Source organism: Roseateles sp. GW821-FHT02E12 (assembly GCF_059421665.1).
Genome location: NZ_JBWKVK010000002.1, coordinates 534,205 through 548,032 on the forward strand (window position 1 = coordinate 534,205; position 13,828 = coordinate 548,032).

Sequence of the window (13,828 nt, forward strand, 5' to 3'; positions counted from 1 at the left end):
TTTGGCGGCGCCGGGCTCAGCGCCTAGGCTCGCAGGCTTTGCCGTCCCTCGACCGGAGCTTGCCTTGCTGTTCAAGACCCTCGTGCTGCCACTGCTGACCCTGCTGCTCATCCTCGTTGCCGTGGCGGTGGCTGCCTTCCTGTGGCTGCGCGCACCGGACCTGCCGGCCGCCGAGCTGGAGGCCCGCTGGGCTACGCCGGCCGACCGCTATCTGGAGCTGAGCCCGGGCCTGCGCCTGCACTACCGCGACGAGGGGCGCGCGGATGCCCCGGTGCTGTTGCTGCTGCACGGCTATGGCGACGCCTACTCGACCTGGGAGGGCTGGGCCGCCGAGCTGAAGGCTGGCCACCGCGTCATCAGCCTGGACCTGCCCGGCCACGGCCTCACCGCGGCGCCCGAGGGCACCGTGCTGGACCGCGAGGCGCTGGCCCGCCTGGTGATCGACTTTGCGCAGCGCCTGCAGCTGCCGCCCTTCGTGCTCGCGGGCAACTCCATGGGCGGCGGCGTGGCCTGGCAGGCGGCGTTGCTAGCGCCGCAGACCCTGCGCGGCCTCGTGCTGGTGGACGCCGCTGGCTGGCCCATGCCGGCCAGCACGCCGTCGCTGGCCTTCCGCATCCTGGCGCACCCGCTGGGCCGCGCGGCGCTGGCGCGCATCGACAACCGGCCGCTGATCCGCCAGGGCCTGAGCGCGCAGGTCGGCGACAAGGCGCTGATCACCGACGAGCTGGTGGACCGCTGGGCGCTGTACCAGCGCTATCCTGGGCACCGTCCCATCCTGATGTCCGTCGCCCCGGGCGCCCAGACACCGGTCACCGCCGAGCTGCTCGCCGGCCTGCATCTGCCCACCCTCGTGCTGCACGGCGAGGTGGACACCATCCTGCCGGTCGAGCACTCGCGCCGCTTCGCCGCGGCCATCGCGGGGGCCGAGCTGATCGTCTACCCCGGCATCGGCCACCTGCCGCAGCGCGAGATCCCGGCGCGCTCGGCGGCCGATGTCGCCGCCTTCGTGGCACGGCTGCCCACTCAATGACTGCTGTCCGCCCTGGTCCTCTCAACCTGATCACCGATGTGCCCGGCCTCACGGTCGGCCACGTCACCGACGAAGCCGTGCGCTCCGGCGCCACGGTGCTGCTGGTCGACGGTTTCTGGGCCGCGGCCGTGGACGTGCGCGGCGGCGGCCCCGGCACACGGGAGACCGAAGCGCTGGCGCCCGAGAACCTCGTCGGCCGCGTGCATGCCATCGCGCTGGCGGGCGGCTCGGTCTTCGGCCTGGCCGCAGCCGATGGCGTGGTGGCCGCGCTGTCCAATCAGGGCAAGGGCCTGAAGCTCAAGCCCGGTTCGCCGGCCATCCCCGTCGTGCCGGCGGCCGTGCTGCACGACCTCGGCAACCGTGGCGACAAGGCCTGGGGCCTGGACCCGCCGTACCGGCTGTGGGGCCAGCAAGCGGTGGTGGTGGCGGGCAGGCCCTTCGCCCTTGGCCGCGTGGGCGCGGGCCGTGGCGCGATGGCGGGCTACCGGCCGGGCGGCATCGGCTCGGCGTCGCTGGACCTGGGGGACGGGTTCGTCGTCGGCGCGCTGGTGGCGGCCAACCCCATCGGCTCCGCCCACATGCCCGATGGCGAGAGCTTCTGGGCGTGGCCCTTCGAGATCGACGGCGAGTTCGGCGGCCACCGGCCCGACGGACACGCCCCGGTCATCGACCCGCTGCCCGACCTGTCGCGCCTGGCCGAGCTGGGCCGCACTCAGGCGGGCGCCAACACGACGCTGGCCGTCGTGGCCTGCAACGCCGACCTGACGACGGCCGAGTGCAAGCGGCTGGCGATGATGGCCCAGGACGGCATCGCCCGCGCCGTGCGGCCGGCACACACGCCGTTCGATGGCGACACGGTGTTTGCGCTGGCGTCGGGCGCTGCTCCGCTGGGCGAAGGCAACGCACGCGCGGTGCAGCTGGGGCGCCTGGGTTCTGCGGCGGCGGACTGCCTGGCCCGCGCCATCGCCCGCGCCGTCTACGAAGCCGGCCGCGGCTGATCCCGGTCGGCGAGCACGCGGGCGAGGTCGGGCGTGGCCGCCAGCAGCTCGGCCGTGTAGGCCTCGCGCGGCCGCGCAAAAACCTCCACCGTCGGCCCGCTCTCGATGAGCCGGCCGGCCTGCATCACGTAGAGCCTGTCCGTCGCCGCACGCACGACGCCGAGGTCATGCGTGACGAACAGCAGCGCGCTGCCTTGCTCGCGGCACAGCTGCTCCAGCAACGCAAGGATTTGCCCGCGCACGCTGACATCCAGCGCCGACACCGCCTCGTCCAGCACCAGCAGCGCGGGCTCCACGATCAGCGCACGGGCGATCGCCAGGCGCTGGCGCTGGCCGCCCGAGAACTGGTGGGCGAAGCGCTCGGCTGAATCTGCGCCGAGGCCCACCTGTGCCAGCCAGGCCTCGGCACGGCGGCGCTGCTCGGCGCGGCTGGGCACGGGGTCCAGCAGGGCCAGGGGCTCGGCCACCAGTTCCCAGGCGCGCCAGCGCGGGTCCAGGCTGCCGGCCGGGTCCTGGAAGACGATCTGCATCTGCCGGCGCAGCGCGCGCTCGGTGCCGCTGAAGCGCTGGCCGCCCAGGCTGATCTCGCCGGCCTGCAGCGGCTCCAGGCCGAGCAGCGCGCGCAGCAACGTGGATTTGCCGCAGCCCGACTCGCCCACCAGCCCGACGCGCTCGCCCGGCATCACCGTCAGCGACACCCCGTCCAGCGCCCGGTGCACGGTGGCGCGCTGCAGCAGGCCGCCGCCGTGCCGGTACTCACGCACCAGGCCGCGTGCGTCGAGCAGCGGCTCGCCGGGAGACACAACCTGTGGTTCGCGTGCGGGCAGTGCCGAGGCGGCGATCAGTGAGGAGGTAGTAGCCGTCTGTGGCGACCGCAGCAAGTCCAGCGCTGGCCCTTGCTCAACCAGGCGCCCACCCTGAAGCACCGCGATTCGGTCGGCCACGCCGGCCACCAGCGGCAGGTCGTGGCTGATGAGCAGCAGGCTGCCGCCCTGTTCGTGCACCAGCTCGCGCAGCAGCGCCAGGATCTGCGCCTGCGTGCGCACGTCGAGCGCCGTGGTGGGCTCGTCGGCGATCAGCAGGCGGGGCCGCAGCGCCATCGCGATGGCGATGACGCCGCGCTGGCGCTGGCCGCCCGAGAGTTCGTGCGGGTAGCGGCCCGCCGCGCCGGGCAGGCCCACGCGCGCCAGCGCCTGTTCAGCCGCCTCGGCCGCCGCACGCCGTGAAGTGGGGCGGTGCAGGCGCAGCGCCTCGGCCACTTGCTGGCCCAGCGTCATCAGCGGGTTCAGCGCATTCATCGGCTCCTGGAACACCAGGCCCAGCGCCGCGCCACGCCGCGCGTCCATCTCGCGTTCAGGCAGTGCCAGCAGCGCTTCGCCATCCAGCCGCACCTGGCCGCCGACCTCCGCACGCGGCGGCAGCAGGCCGGCAATGGCCAGCGCCGTCAGCGACTTGCCCGAACCCGACTCGCCCACGAGGCCCAGCACCTCGCCCGGCTTGAGCGCGAGGCTGAGGTCCTGCAGCAGCGCGCGGCCGCCCAGGCTGACGCTCAAGCCCTCCAGCTGCAGCAGCGGTGGCACGCTCATCGCGAGTCTCCGTGCGGGTCCAGCCGCTCGCGCAGGCCGTCGGCCAGCAGGTGAAAGGCCAGCACGGCCAGCGCGACGGCGAGGCCGGGGAAGAGGGCCAGCGTGGGCGACAGCGCCGTCAGCGTCTGCGCGTCGGCCAGCATGCGGCCCCAGCTCGGCTGCGGCGGCTGCGTGCCCAGGCCGATGTACGACAGGCCCGTCTCGGCCAGCAGCGCCAGAGACAACTGCAGGCTGAGCTGCACGATGAGCCCGCCGGCCAGGTTGGGCAGCACGTGCTCGCGCGAGATGCGCTCGCCGCTTTTCCCCGCCACGCGCGCGGCCAGCACGAACTCGCGCTGCCACAGCGGCAGCGCCAGGCCACGCGCCACGCGGGCGAACACCGGCACGTTGAACACGCCCACGGCCAGGATGGCGCTGACGGCGCCCGGCCCCAGCGCCGTCGTCAGCAGCACAGCCAGCAGCAGCGGCGGGAAGGCGAAGACGATGTCGTTGCCGCGCATCAGCAACTCGTCGGGCCAGCCCGCGCGCGCAGCCGCCCACAGGCCCAGCGGCACGCCGATGAGGGCGCCCAGCGTCACGGCCAGCGCCGCGACGCCCAGCGACGTGGCCGCGCCGCGCATCAGCAGCGACAGCACGTCGCGGCCGAGGTGGTCGGTGCCCAGCCAGTGGGTGGCGCCGGGCGGCAGCAGGCGCTCGGCGATGGCGAGGTGATCCAGCGGCGCGGGCGTCCAGACGAGGGACAGCAGCGCCGTGACGACGAAGGCGGCGGCCAGCGCCAGGCCCGCGATCAGCTTGCGGTTCATGCGCCACCTCCGCGCCGCGCCAGCCGTGGGTCCGCCGCACGGGCGGCCAGCTCAACGAGGGCCGACACGCCCACGCCCAGCGCCACCAGCACCAGCACCAGGCTCTGCACCAGCACCAGGTCGTGCGCCGTGACGGCCTGGAACAGCAGGCGGCCGACGCCGGGCAGGAAGAACACGTTCTCCACGATGACCGAGCCGGCCAGCAGATAAGCCGTTTGCAGGCCCAGCAGCGTCAGCACCGGCAGGCCCGCGTTGGGCAGCGCGTGGCGCCACAGCACGCGCCAGCGGCTCGCGCCCTTGGCCCGCGCGGTGCGCAGGAACTCGGCGTGAGCCAGCTCCGCCAGCGCGCCGCGCAGCACGCGCGTGAGGATGGCGGCCTGCGGCAGCGCCAGTGCCAGCGCGGGCAGGGCCAGCGAGCGCAGGCCCTCGACCAGGCCGGCATCCCAGCCCGCGAAGCCGCCCGCCGGCAGCCAGCGCAGCGCCACGGCGAACAGCCAGGCGCCCATGACGCCCAGCCAGAAGTCCGGCACCGACACGCCGAGCTGGCTGAACACGCCCACCGCGCGGTCCGCCAGGCCACCCGGGCGTCGCGCCGCCAGCAGTGCGGCCGGCAGCGCGACGGCCAGCGCCGTCAGCAGTGCCAGCGCCGCCAGCGGCATGGTCAGCGGCAGGCGCTCGGCCAGCAGCTGCGTGACGGGCACCTGGTAGGTCAGGCTGTTGCCGAGATCGCCCTGCAGCAGCGCGCCGATCCAACGGGCGTAGCGCGTCAGCGCCGGCGCGTTCAGGCCGAGCTGTTCGCGCAGCTGCGCCACGGCCTGCTCATCGGCCTGGATGCCCAGCACGTAGCGGGCCGGGTCGCCGGGTGCCACCTGCACCAGCGCAAAGATGATGACGCTGGCGACCGTGAGCGTCAGCAGCAGCGCCGCCAGCCGGCCCAGCAGCCAGCGCGGTTCGGCGCGGCGCAGCAGCGCGGCCAGGCCCAGCACCAACAGCACCAGCGCGGCGCCCGCCACGGCGCGTGGCACACCGCCGCGACCTTGTGCGTTGCCGGCGTTGGCGCCGTCCAGTGTGGCGCCGGCCAGTTCCAGGCTGCCCACCGCGTTGACCTGCACGCCCGCCAGCCCGGCACGCCGCACCTGCAGGCGCGGGTACTGGAACAGGAAGCCGTTGACGGCGTCGTCGCTCAACTGGCGTTGCAGGGCCTGCAGCGTCGCGCGGCGCTCGAGCGGCGCGGTCTGCTCGCCCAGCGTGCGCAGCAGGGCTTGCACGCGGTCGCTGTGATAGCCGAAGTAGTAGTCGTCGCGGCCGTAGATGCCGTAGTCCAGCGGCTCGGTGTGGGCCACGACGGTGAGGTCGAAGTCGTGCCGCACGAAGACCTGGTCCAGCCACTGCGCCCACTCCAGGTTCTCGACGCGGGTGCGGATGCCGACGGCGGCCAGCTGGCTCGCCAGGATCTCGCCGCTGCGGCGCGCGTAGGCCGTGGGCGGCAGCTTGAGGCTGAGCGTCAGGCCGTTGTCAAAGCCGGCCTCGGCCAGCAGCTTGCGGGCCTGGGCCGGGTCGTGCGGGCTGTTGCCCGTCAGGTCGATATAGGCGCTGTGGCGCGGCGAGAAGTGGCTGCCGATGGGCGTGCCGTAGCCGAACATCGCGCCGTCGATGAGGGCTTTGCGGTCGATGGCCAGCGCGATGGCGCGGCGCACGGCGAGCTGGTTCAGCGGCGCGTGGCGGTGGTTGGTGGACAGCAGCGTCTCGCCTTCGCTGATGCCCACCTGCAGCGCGAAGCGCTGGTCCGCTTTGATCTGCGCCAGGTGCTCGGGCGCGGGGAAGTTGGCGAAGAGGTCGATGTCGCCGGCCATCACCGCGGCGTAGGCGGCCGAGGGGTCGGCGATGAAGCGGTAGCTGAGACCGTCGAGACTGGCCTTGTCGCCCCAGTAGCCGTCGAAGCGGGCCAGTTCGATGGTGTTGCCGCGCTGCCAGCGCACGAAGCGCCAGGGGCCGGTGCCGTTGGGCTTTGTCGGGTTGGTGGCCACCGTGGCGGGCGCCACGATGACGAAGGCCGCGCTGCCCAGGCTTTGCAGCAGGCCGCCGTCGCGGCGCTTGAGACGGATCTCCAGCGTCAGTGGGTCCGGCGCGGTGATGGCCTCGATCGCGTCCAGCAGGCTGCGCTGCGGGTTGCCCGAGTTGGCGGCGCGGGCGCGGTCCAGCGCGAACTTGGCGGTGCTGGCGTCGAAGGGCGTGCCGTCGTGAAAGTGCACGCCGGCACGCAGTTGGAAGCGGATGCCGAGGCCGTCGGCGGCGATGTCCCAGCGCTCGGCCAGGCGCGGGCGCGGCTCGCCGTTCTCGGCCAGCGTGACGAGGCTTTCGAACAGGTTGCCGTAGACGACCTCGCTGATGGGCGCGGCGGCGCCGACGGTGGGGTCCAGCAGCGGAGGCTCCAGCTGCAGCGCGACGCGCAGCGTGCCGGCCATGGCGGGCAGGCACAGCGCGAACAGCAGAGCGGCGAGCAGGCGCCTCATGCGGCGAGCGCGCGCGCGTCGGCCGCGAGGCCGGGCAGCCCCAGGCGCTCGTACAGCACGGCCAGGCGGGCGTTGACGGGCACGTCCCGCGGGTCCACGAGGCGGCGCAGCTCCAGCGCCTGCTGGGCGTCGCCCCAGGCGCCGGCCTGCGTGGCGGCTTCGATCTGCAGCTGGGCGAACAGGTCGCGCTGCGCGTGGCTGCCGCCGATGCGGGCCAGGCGCGGCAGGGCCTGGGACAGCGCGCGGTCGGCGCCGGCGGCGTCGCCCTTGGCCAGCGCGATCAGGCCTTGTGCGGCGGGCAGGGCGGCTTCGGCCCAGGTGGCGCGGCGTTCGCCATCGGCGCGGATAGCTTGCGTGGCGATGGCGGCGAGCAGCGTGTGGGCTTCGGCGCGGCCGGCGCGCGCGAGGCCGTAGAGGTAGAGCAGGCTCAGGAAGGGCTCGGTCGTGTCTTCGGCGCGCGCGGCCAGGTGCTCGGCGAGCTGCTGCCAGCGCGGGCCCACGTCGATGCCCACCCACTCCAGCCGGGCCAGTAGCTGCACGGCGCCGATCTGGTCCTGCGAGTAGCCCGGCGACACGCCCCAGACCTCGCGGTCGTAGGCCGCCAGCGCCTCGGCGTTGCGGCCGCGCGCGAGGTAGAACAGGCACAGATGCCACCACAGGTGGGTGAGCATGAAGGAGTTCAGGTCCGTCCAGGTGGCCTGCACGCCTTCGAGGAAGCGCGTGCCCTCGTCCACCCGGCCGCGCGTGAGCAGCACATGGGCCAGGGCATGCTGTGCCCAGGGCTCGCGGCGCTTCAGCGTCAGGGCCAGCCGTGCGGCAGCCTCGGCCTCATCCAGTCGGTGGGCCTGCTCGTAGGCAAAGGCGGCCATGCCGTGGGCATGGGCGTTGTGGGCGTTGGCCGGCAGCACGGCCAGGATGCCGCGCAGCATGGCTGGCGCGTCGCCGCGGTTGAAGGCGAGGTACTGGGCCAGCTTGACGACGGCGAGGTCGTGCGGGAAGCGTGCCGTCAGCGCGGCGCTGCGCGCCTCGACGGCGGCGGTGTCGCCCGAGATCCAGCTTGCCAGCAGCTCGACGTGTTCCCGCTCGCGCTCATGGGCGGCTGTCGTGCCGGGCACGAGCGCTGCGCGGGCTGCGTCCAGGAAGGGCTGCGCCCTGGCCGGCGCCTCGGGCGCCTCCAGGAACATCCACAGCCAGCCGGCATACACCTGGGCCAGCACCGAGCCGGGAAAGGCTGCGGCGGTGGCCAGGATGCGTTCGGCCCGCGTCTCGTAGGCGAGAAAGCCGCCGACGAAGTCGTTCAGCCCCGCAATCAGCTCGGGGGTGTCGTCCAGCAGCGGGTTGCCGAGTTCGTCTTGCGCCATGGCGTCAGCATAGTCAGTAGGCGTAGCTGACCGTGGCTTGCCAGGTGCGCGGCTGGCCGGCGGCGGCCACGTTGAGGTCATCGGCCGTGCTGGGGCGGTTGCCGAAGAAGTTGCGCGTCAGGTCGTAGTGGCGGTCGAACAGGTTGCGCACGCCGAGGGTTGCCTGCCAGGGCGAGTTGGCGGGCGCGATCTCCAGCCGTGCGTTCGCCAGCCAGTAGGCCGGAATGTCGTACGCGTTGCCGCCGTCGACATTGAGCCGGTTCAGCCACGACGGGTAGCTGCTGCGGTAGCTGTAGTCGCCGGCCAGCTTCAGGTCCAGCCCGCTGGCCTGCCAGGCGTAGGCCACGGAGCCGCCGTAGCTGAGCTTGGGGATGAACTGGGCGTGGCCGGACAGGTTGCCCAGCAGCGGCGAGTTGAAGTCCTTGAACACCGCGTGCTTGTAGCCCAGCGACTGGCCGATGCTCAGGCCCGCCAGCGGCTTCCACTGCAGCTCGCCCTCGCCGCCGTCCACCTTGGAGCGGGCAATGTTGATGATCTTGCCGATCAGCGCGCCGGTGGGCGAGGTGGTGACGTCCTGGAACTGCTGGTCGCGGTAGTCGTAGTGGAAGAGGGCGGCGTTGATGCGCAGCTGGCGGCTCACGTCCGCCTTCACGCCGGCTTCCAGCGCGACGAGCTTCTCGGGCTGGAAGGGTGTCAGCGCGAAGGTGTTGAAGGTGTTGTGCGCCGTGATGCCGCCGGACTTCAGCCCGCGGCTCAGCGATGCATACAGTAGCGTGCCGGCCTCGGGCTTGAACTGCAGGGCCAGCTTGCCGGAGGTCTGGTTGCTGGTCAGCGAAGAGGCTGCGCCGCTGACGCCCAGGCCCTGGATGACCGGCGTGGTGCCGGTGCTGAAGTCGTGCACGCTGCGGGTCTCGCGCTCCTGGCGCAGGCCGGCCACCAGCGTCCACTGCGCGGCGAGCGGCACGTCCACCTGGCCGAACACGGCGCGGGTGCGACCGTCCTGGGCGTACTGGGTGCGCGTGATGAGGCCGTAGTCGTGGCGGAAGTCGGTGCGCCAGTCCTCGTCCAGGCCTTCCTTGGCGTAGTAGGCGCCTACAACCCAGGGCAGCGCGGCCTGCGGGCCGGAGGCCAGGCGCAGCTCCTGCGTCGTCACACGGGCGCTGTCCTGCCAGTAGACGTCGGAGTGGTTGACGGCGGTGCCGTCCCAGTCGCCCAGCTCGTGGCGGGTGAAGCGCTGGTGGGCGGTGATGCTGGTGAGCTTGGCGCCGCCGAGGTTCCAGTCCAGCGTCAGCGAGACGTTGGTGGCCTCGTTGTCCCGCCCGGGCTTGGCGCCGGGGCCGACGCCGATGAGCTGCGCGAAGTCGCTCTGCAGGCCCCAGCCGGTGCGGGTGGGGTCGGTGTCTGCCGCTTGGCTGGTGTGGCTGCGCGGCGTGAAGACGTAGAGCCCCTGCGCGTCGGAACGGTCCTGGTTGTGGCTGATGCTCAGGCGCGCCTGCAGATCGCGCGTGAGGTCCACCTCCAACTGGCCGCGCACGGCGTCCACGCGTTGGTCGCCGAGCTTTTCGCCGGTCAGGCGGTTGGTCTGCCAGGCGCCACCGCGCTCGCTGGCCACCGAGATCCGCCCGCGCACGCCGTCGCTGATCGGGCCGGACAGATAACCCTGGGCCTGCACGGCGGCATGCGAACCCAGCCCCAGGCTGAAGCCCGCCTCGGCCTGGCGGGTGGGCCGGCGCGACAGCAGGTTGATGGCGCCCGCCGTCGTGTTCTTGCCGTACAGCGTGCCCTGCGGCCCGCGCAGCACTTCCACGCGCTCCAGGTCGAACAGCAGGCCTTGCGTCTGCACCGGGAAGGCGTAGCCGACCTCGTCCACGTACACGCCCACCGGCGACGCGTTGTTGCTGCCGTAGTCCTGGAAGCCGATGCCGCGGATGCGGAACTGGGCCTGGCCGCTGCCGAACGCCGGCTCGATCTCCAGGCTGGGCAGCTCGCCCTGCAACTGGTTGATCTGGTTGATGCCCTTCGCCTTGAGTTCGTCGCCGGACAGCACGCTGATGGCGATGCCCACGTCCTGGGCGGACTCGGCCCGGCGCTGGGCTGTCACCTCGACGCGGTCCAGCGTGTTGACGTCGGCGGCGTGTGCTGCGGGGAGGAGCGCTGCGGCGAGGGCGGCAGCGAGGGTGTTCAGAAGGTGAGGGCGGTACTGCATGTCCCTGGAATCGCGAGCTGGAAAGCGTCGCACTCTAGGAACGCTGGCCGCGTTGGGCCACGAAGCATTGGGCGCATCGATATGCGCAAAAAAACACCGAGCCGAAGCGTCAGCGCTGACTCAGCAGCGTTGGCGATTCGGCTCGGCGGCGGTGGAAAAAGACGTCGTGTGCATGAGAGACGACGCCTGGTTCAGATGCGCTTGGTGCTGGTCTTGGCGGCAGCCAGGGTCTGGCGGGCCAGCGTGGCTTCGCTGAAACCGACGATGACGACGCGCGGCAGCTGGGCAACTTCACGTTGGGCGTAGCCGGTCACGACGACGCGCGGCAGTTGGGCGACTTCGCGGGTGGCCTTGCCGGTGACGACGACGCGTTCCAGCTTGACGGTGGCTTGCGGGGCGGCCTGGGCGGCGGCAGAGAAGGCCAGGGCGGCAACAGCGGCGAAGAGTGTGGTTTGCAGGCTCATGATGGACTCCGTTTGGCGGGTTTCGAACCGCGTGATTGCTTGTTCGATGGAGTCAGTTTCGGCAATGGACTCGCTCCCTTCCAGGCGCCTGCGATCAAGCGCGGGCCGCGCTGGATGAACTGCAGGCGCAGCGGATGAACTGAGGATGTGAATAGCGCCAATGAGGTGATGCCTGCCGCTTCCTACACTGTGTCGCCATCACCACCACACCGGCCAGCGCCGGCAAACCGCCATGGGAGCCTGGAGCCATGAAGCCTTCGGCAATGACGACGCCCTCGATTGGGTCCACGGCCTGGAGGAGGTAGACGATCTGTCGCTGATCGAAGCCGCGCTGGATGCGGTCCTCGACGAGCGCGATGGCTATCTGGAAGCGCCTCAGGCGACCGAGGCCCTGGCGGCCATCGAAGTGATCGCCCGGTTGCGTGGCCAAGCGGGGGAGGAGAGTTGCCCCGAAATCGCCGAGGACTGGATTGCGCGCACCCGGCTGACGCCGCCGCAGCCGCTGGTGAAACGGGCGCTTGCCGTGCTGGAACGCGTGGGTGGCGACGAATCCGAACTGAAGGAGCTGTGGGACGAGAGCGACAGTGCCGAGGCCTGGCAGGCCTCGCTCGCGGACCTGCGGCGGCGCCTGCTGGCGCCGCCGCAGGCGCTGCCCGCAGCGCTGGACGGCGTCGGCAAACTGTTGCGCAGCCTGGCCAGCCTCTCGTTCGTGGTTCCGGACTTCCCACCCGACGAGATGAGCAACGGCCCGTTTGCCGGCGCGGCGAGTCCCCTGCTCTTCGCGGCGATCCTGGCGGCCGAAGCCCTGGGCGACCCGGCCAAGGTGCGCGAAGGCATCGCCAGGATGTGGCGCCTGGTGGCTGCGGGGAACGAGGTGAAGATCATGTGGGACCTGGCGGTGCGCGAAGCCAAGACCTGGGCCGCCGAGGGGCGCCTGGACGCCGCGCTGGTCGGCCTGGCGCCGTGGCGGGACACCGCCGAGTCGCTCGCGCCGGGCACTTTCGACATGCGGTGCATGGCGGTCTGCCAGGAGGCAGGCGAACACGAGCAAGCCGAACGGTTGCGCGCACGCCTCATCGATGCCGGCCAAGGGGCCGCGATGCAATGGCTGGACCTCGCGTTGCGGGAGGCGCGCGCCGGCTCGCCGCAGGCCGCCCGGTCGCTGCTATCAACCCATGCTGGCCATTTCGACAACCCCGGGCTGGCGCCCTGGCGGGACTTTGCGCTCGGCATCCTGCAGGTGCGGGACCGGCAGCCCGGTGCCCTTGACCGACTCACGCCCTGGCTCGAAGCCAGGGTCACGCAGGCCTCGGCGGGCCCTGCGGTCTGGCTCTTTCTCGGCATCGGCGCCGGCTGGTGGGCACTGGCCCTGCACCAGGCTGGCCGCGTGGACGCTGCGCGGGCGGCGCTGGCGAGCATCCGGCCCTTGCTGATGACACCGGAGAACGCGCTGCTCGTGGACGAACTGAAGGTCGCCGGGCTGCTGGAGGCAACCGCCCAGGTCCCAGCGCTGCCACGCCCACCCTCGCCGGAGGCGCAACGGGCCGGCGTGCAGGCCGACCACGGCGTGTTCAAGACCCTCAGCGTACGCGGCGTGAACGCGCTCCAGCAGGTTGATGCGTACCGGCGCGCGTTTGCGCAGGGCAGCCGGCGCTACCCCTTCCTCATTGGCGATGCGGCCGACCTGGAGGCGCTGCTGGAGAGCCTGGAGCCACCCGCGGACGGCGGCCTGGCCAGCCTTGCCGCGTCGCGGGATGTGGATGCGGCCGGGTGGCTTCGTGCACAGGGCCTGGCGAAGCCGCCGCGCTGGCGAGATGGCGACGCCGGGCCGGCCCAGCTGCTGCAAACCCAGTTCGACGTGCTTTCGGGCCATCTCAAGCCACTGCAGTTCATCGGCCTGGTCGAGCTGGATGAACCCTGCGAGCTGTTCGCCCGCCTTGGCTATGGGGGCTGGAACGGCTGCCCCGGGCCTGAGGTGCATGTGGCGCTGCACCGCCATTGGCGCGAGCGCTTCGGTGCCGAGCCGATCGCCATCAGCGACGCGGTGGTGGAGTGCTGCGTTGCCCGCCCGCCGGCAGATCGCAAGGCCGCGCTGGCGCTGGCCGCCGAACAGCAGGTCTATTGCCCGGACATCGTCGAGCAGGGCGTGGGCAGCACCGCCGCGCTGGCCGCGACGCTGCTGGAGGCGTCGGTCTGGTACTTCTGGTGGGACTAGGGCCTGACAGGCCCTTTCAGTCCAGCTGCAGGCCCAGCCGCGCCAGCTCGCCCCGGCCCTGGCGCACCAGCACGGGCTCGTCGCCCTGGCTCAGGTCCAGCACGGTGGTGGGCTGCGCGGGGCAGGCGCCGGCGTCCAGCACGAACTGCAGCTGGCGGTCCAGCCGGGCGCAGACGTCGGCGGCGTCGTTCATGGGCTCGGTGTCGCCGGGCGGGATCAGCGTCGTCGACAGCAGCGGCTCGCCGAACAGCGCCAGCAGGTCCTGCGTGACCCGGTGGTCGGGCACGCGCAGGCCGATGGTGCGGCGGCTGGGGTGCGACAGGCGGCGGGGCACTTCCTTGGTGGCCGGCAGGATGAAGGTGTAGGCGCCGGGCGTGGCGAGCTTGAGCAGGCGGTACTGGCGGTTGTCCACCATCGCGTAGTTGGCCAGCTCGGACAGGTCGCGGCACAGCAGCGTCAGGTGGTGCTTGTCGTCCACGCCGCGCACGCGGCGCAGCGTCTCGGCGGCGGCCTTGTCGTCCAGGCGGCAGACGAAGGCGTAGCTGGAGTCCGTCGGGATGGCGCCAATGCCGCCGGCCTGCAGCATCTGCGCCGCCTGGCGCAGGAAGCGGGGCTGCGGGTTCTCTGGGTGGACTTCGAAGAGCTGGGCCAT

General features: G+C 72.3%; 10 protein-coding genes. 3 read left to right on the forward strand and 7 right to left on the reverse strand.

Going from position 1 to position 13,828, the window contains the following annotated elements; all coding sequences use genetic code 11:
• Positions 1-64: 64 nt before the first annotated feature.
• Positions 65-1,030 carry an alpha/beta fold hydrolase gene (locus AC07V5_RS13240; RefSeq protein ID WP_495116140.1) on the forward strand — a complete coding sequence of 322 codons (966 nt, stop codon included), beginning with the start codon at positions 65-67 and terminating at the stop codon, positions 1,028-1,030.
• Positions 1,027-2,028 (forward strand): P1 family peptidase, encoded by a 1,002-nt coding sequence (locus AC07V5_RS13245; RefSeq protein WP_495116141.1) that lies wholly within the window; start codon positions 1,027-1,029, stop codon positions 2,026-2,028. The genes AC07V5_RS13240 and AC07V5_RS13245 overlap by 4 nt, the downstream gene beginning before the upstream one ends.
• On the opposite strand, the gene AC07V5_RS13250 is transcribed toward AC07V5_RS13245, so the two are convergent.
• From AC07V5_RS13250 to AC07V5_RS13275, 6 genes are all read right to left on the reverse strand, one after another.
• The gene (locus AC07V5_RS13250) at positions 2,007-3,614 is read right to left on the reverse strand and encodes a dipeptide ABC transporter ATP-binding protein (RefSeq protein ID WP_495116142.1); all 1,608 of its coding nucleotides are present in this window, start codon (positions 3,612-3,614) and stop codon (positions 2,007-2,009) included. The genes AC07V5_RS13245 and AC07V5_RS13250 overlap by 22 nt on opposite strands.
• Positions 3,611-4,417 carry an ABC transporter permease gene (locus AC07V5_RS13255; RefSeq protein ID WP_495116143.1) on the reverse strand — a complete coding sequence of 269 codons (807 nt, stop codon included), beginning with the start codon at positions 4,415-4,417 and terminating at the stop codon, positions 3,611-3,613. The genes AC07V5_RS13250 and AC07V5_RS13255 overlap by 4 nt, the downstream gene beginning before the upstream one ends.
• Positions 4,414-6,930, reverse strand: a complete 2,517-nt coding sequence (locus AC07V5_RS13260; RefSeq protein WP_495116144.1) for an ABC transporter substrate-binding protein — start codon at positions 6,928-6,930, stop codon at positions 4,414-4,416. Before AC07V5_RS13260 ends, AC07V5_RS13255 begins: the two co-directional genes overlap by 4 nt.
• Positions 6,927-8,291, reverse strand: a complete 1,365-nt coding sequence (locus AC07V5_RS13265; RefSeq protein WP_495116145.1) for a tetratricopeptide repeat protein — start codon at positions 8,289-8,291, stop codon at positions 6,927-6,929. Before AC07V5_RS13265 ends, AC07V5_RS13260 begins: the two co-directional genes overlap by 4 nt.
• 13 nt (positions 8,292-8,304) lie before the next feature.
• A complete protein-coding gene (locus AC07V5_RS13270; RefSeq protein WP_495116146.1) occupies positions 8,305-10,497 on the reverse strand; it encodes a TonB-dependent receptor in 2,193 nt (730 codons plus the stop codon).
• Between the two features lie 191 nt (positions 10,498-10,688).
• Positions 10,689-10,961 carry a hypothetical protein gene (locus AC07V5_RS13275; protein ID WP_495116147.1) on the reverse strand — a complete coding sequence of 91 codons (273 nt, stop codon included), beginning with the start codon at positions 10,959-10,961 and terminating at the stop codon, positions 10,689-10,691.
• Between the two features lie 232 nt (positions 10,962-11,193).
• On the opposite strand from AC07V5_RS13275, the gene AC07V5_RS13280 reads away from it, so the two are divergent.
• Positions 11,194-13,176: a DUF4253 domain-containing protein gene (locus AC07V5_RS13280; protein ID WP_495116148.1), complete on the forward strand. Its 1,983-nt coding sequence runs from the start codon at positions 11,194-11,196 to the stop codon at positions 13,174-13,176.
• Positions 13,177-13,192: 16 nt separating this feature from the next.
• On the opposite strand, the gene AC07V5_RS13285 is transcribed toward AC07V5_RS13280, so the two are convergent.
• The gene (locus tag AC07V5_RS13285; protein WP_495116149.1) at positions 13,193-13,828 is read right to left on the reverse strand and encodes an L-threonylcarbamoyladenylate synthase; all 636 of its coding nucleotides are present in this window, start codon (positions 13,826-13,828) and stop codon (positions 13,193-13,195) included.

What these genes read in the sequence shown, in the direction of transcription:
- AC07V5_RS13245 (WP_495116141.1), top strand. Translation starts at nt 1,027, where the DNA reads ATGACTGCTGTCCGCCCTGGTCCTCTCAACCTGATCACCGATGTGCCC.
- AC07V5_RS13250 (WP_495116142.1), bottom strand. Translation starts at nt 3,614, where the DNA reads ATGAGCGTGCCACCGCTGCTGCAGCTGGAGGGCTTGAGCGTCAGCCTG.
- AC07V5_RS13255 (WP_495116143.1), bottom strand. Translation starts at nt 4,417, where the DNA reads ATGAACCGCAAGCTGATCGCGGGCCTGGCGCTGGCCGCCGCCTTCGTC.
- AC07V5_RS13260 (WP_495116144.1), bottom strand. Translation starts at nt 6,930, where the DNA reads ATGAGGCGCCTGCTCGCCGCTCTGCTGTTCGCGCTGTGCCTGCCCGCC.
- AC07V5_RS13265 (WP_495116145.1), bottom strand. Translation starts at nt 8,291, where the DNA reads ATGGCGCAAGACGAACTCGGCAACCCGCTGCTGGACGACACCCCCGAG.
- AC07V5_RS13270 (WP_495116146.1), bottom strand. Translation starts at nt 10,497, where the DNA reads ATGCAGTACCGCCCTCACCTTCTGAACACCCTCGCTGCCGCCCTCGCC.
- AC07V5_RS13275 (WP_495116147.1), bottom strand. Translation starts at nt 10,961, where the DNA reads ATGAGCCTGCAAACCACACTCTTCGCCGCTGTTGCCGCCCTGGCCTTC.
- AC07V5_RS13280 (WP_495116148.1), top strand. Translation starts at nt 11,194, where the DNA reads ATGGGAGCCTGGAGCCATGAAGCCTTCGGCAATGACGACGCCCTCGAT.
- AC07V5_RS13285 (WP_495116149.1), bottom strand. Translation starts at nt 13,828, where the DNA reads ATGGCCCAGCTCTTCGAAGTCCACCCAGAGAACCCGCAGCCCCGCTTC.